This window comes from Longimicrobium sp., assembly GCF_036387355.1.
Classification (GTDB): Bacteria; Gemmatimonadota; Gemmatimonadetes; order Longimicrobiales; family Longimicrobiaceae; genus Longimicrobium.
Window position 1 is genome coordinate 1 of record NZ_DASVTX010000081.1, and the last position, 2,850, is coordinate 2,850.

General features: G+C 71.6%; 1 protein-coding gene. It reads left to right on the top strand.

Features of this window, described 5'->3' with window-relative positions:
- Positions 1-1,408, top strand: a 1,408-nt coding sequence (locus VF665_RS03925) for a M20/M25/M40 family metallo-hydrolase (protein WP_331052102.1), incomplete at its 5' end; no start/stop codon positions are given.
- Between the last annotated feature and the right edge of the window lie 1,442 nt (positions 1,409-2,850).

The following is a 2,850-nucleotide window of genomic DNA, read 5'->3' on the forward strand; positions in this document are numbered from 1 at the left end:
CATCGAGTTCCTGGCGTCGGACCGCATGCGCGGACGCGACACGCCCAGCCCGGAGCTGGAGCTGGCCGCCAGCTACCTCGTGAACCAGTACAAGCTGTGGGGGCTGCAGCCGGGCGGGGAAAACAACACCTTCTACCAGTGGTGGCCCTACCCGCTGCGCCGTCTGCGCGCCTCGGCCGCGGGGCTGGAGCTGCGCGGCGCCGCCGGCTCCCAGCGGCTGCAGCTGGGGCGCGACTTCTTTGCCCGCGGCGGCACGGCGCAGCCCATCTCTTCCGCGGGTGTCGTGTACGCCGGCCGCGCGGCGGACGGCATGCTGGCGGCGGGGAGCATGTCCGGCCGCGTCGTGGTGACGGCGCTTCCCGGGGCGGGCGGCACGCGCGACTGGCGCATCGAGCGCAACCGGCAGATGGGGGCGGCGCAGCGGGCGGGTGCCTCCGCCATCGTCTACGTGCTGGAGCCCACCTGGACGGCGGACAGCATCGCCGCGTACACCCGGCAGACCGCGGCGGGCGCGCGCAGCCTGGGCGGAGAGGCGGCGTTTCCGCAGTACTTCGTCACCTGGCCGGCGGCGCAGCAGATGTTCCGCGCGGCGGGAATGACGGTGGACGATCCCTGGCGCGGCGCCGTTCCCGCGGCTCCGGCCGTGCTCGCGGGCCTCACCGCCAGCGGCGCGCTGCCCATGGAGAACGCGGATGACCGCAACGCGCCCAACGTGGTCGCCATCCTTCCCGGAAGCGATCCCGCGCTGCGCAACGAGTACGTGGTGCTGAGCGCCCACATGGACCACGTGGGCGTGGGACGGCCGGTGAACGGCGACAGCATCTACAACGGCGCGGACGATGACGCCAGCGGCACCACGGGGCTGCTGGAAGTGGCGGAAGCCTTTGCGCGCCTGGGCGTGCGCCCGCGCCGCAGCATCATCTTCCTGCACGTGAGCGGGGAAGAAAAGGGGCTGCTGGGCTCGGAATGGTTCAGCGAGCACCCCACCGTGCCGCTGGGGCAGATCGTGGCGAACGTCAACGTCGACATGATCGGCCGCAACAGCCCGGACAGCGTGGTGGTGATCGGAAAGAACTACTCCACCCTGGGGCAGACGGCCAACGCGGTGGGCCGCACCCACCCTGAACTGCGGCTTACGCTCAGCGACGACATCTGGCCGCAGGAGCGCTTCTTCTTCCGGTCCGACCACTACAACTTCGCGCGCAAGGAAGTGCCCGCCATCTTCTTCTTCAGCGGCGTGCACCCGGACTACCACCTGCCGTCGGACGAGGTGGAGCGGATCGATACGGACAAGGCCGCGCGCATTTCGCGGATGGTGTTCTACCTGGTGCACGAGATCGCCAACGCGCAGGAGCGTCCCCGCTGGGATCCGCGCGGGCTGGAAGAAGTCCGCCGCATGACCCGCTGATTCACCCCTCCGGCGCATCCAGCGCCGGGTTGTGGGCCGGATGAGGGGATCGATGACGAGAGGGCGCCGGTTCCGCACGGGAACCGGCGCCTTCTTCGTCCGCGCGATCGCGGTCCGCATTCAGCCTCCCCGGTGCGCCTCCGGAGTCGCGCCGTCTCGCCGGCACCACCCCACGAGTCCTGCCGCCCACTTCGGCGCCGGGGCGTCATTCTGAAGGAGCGTGCGCCGCGCTTTCCCCGGTGCCGGATCCATGCGCGACTGAAGAATCCCGGACCGAAACGTCCGCCGCGCCGCAGGCCGGCGTGGCGTGCTCGAGCCTCTCCCACCGCACCCGCAGCTTCCGAGCGCGGCCCGCAGCCGGGCGTGCATGGGATGCGGTGGCGCGGGATTCTTCGGTCGGCGCCAGAGTCCTGCGTGACCGACGGTGCGTCGCGCCGCCTCTCTCAGAAGGACACTCGATGTCCGAGCCGGGTGAGGAATCCCGGTGCGGCTGATGTGACGTCCGGTGCGCCTGATGCCAGTTCGCGCGGCCCGCGCGGGCCACGCTGCCTACGCCGGCTGCGGCGGCACCTCCGCTCCACCGGTGTCCTGCCGCTCACCTCGGCGTTGAGGCGTCATTCTGAAGGAGCGTGCGCCGCGCTTTCCCCGGTGCCGGATCCATGCGCGACTGAAGAATCCCGGACCGAAGTGTCCGCCGAACCGCGGGCCGGCGTGGCGTGCTCCAGCCTCTCCCGCCGCACCCGCAGCGTCCGAGCGCGGCGCGCAGCCGGGCGTGCATGGGATGCAGTGGCGCGGGATTCTTCGGTCGGCGCCAGAGTCTGGTGTGACGGACGGCGCGGCGCGGCGCCTCGCTCAGAATGACACTCGAAGTCCGAGGCGGGTGAGGAATCCCGGTGCGGCTGATGTGACGTCCGGTGCTCCTCATGCCGGCCCGCCACGCCCATGCTGTCTACGCCGCCTGCGGCGGCACCTCCGCTCCACCGGTGTCCTGCCGCTCACCTCGGCGTTGAGGCGTCATTCTGAAGGAGCGTGCGCCGCGCTTTCCCCGGCACCGCGTTCATGCGCGACTGAAGAATCCCGGACCGAAACGTCCGCCGCGCCGCGGGCCGGCGTGGCGTGCTCCAGCCTCTCCCGCCGCACCCGCAGCGTCCGAGCGCGGTGCGCAACCGGGCGTGCATGGGATGCGGTGGCGCGGGATTGTTCGGTCGGCGCCAGAGTCCTGCGTGACCGACGGTGCGTCGCGGCGCCTCCCTCAGAATGACGCTCGAAGTCCGAGCCGGGTGGGGGGGGCGGTGCGGCTGATGTCACGAATCCGGTGCGCCTGATGCCATCCCACGCCGCTCGCGCGGCCCGCGGCGGCACCTGCGCTCCACCGGAGTCCTGCCGCCCACCTCGGCGGCTTTGCTGACGGCGTTGATCGCGCTCGAAAAGAAGGCCGGGGG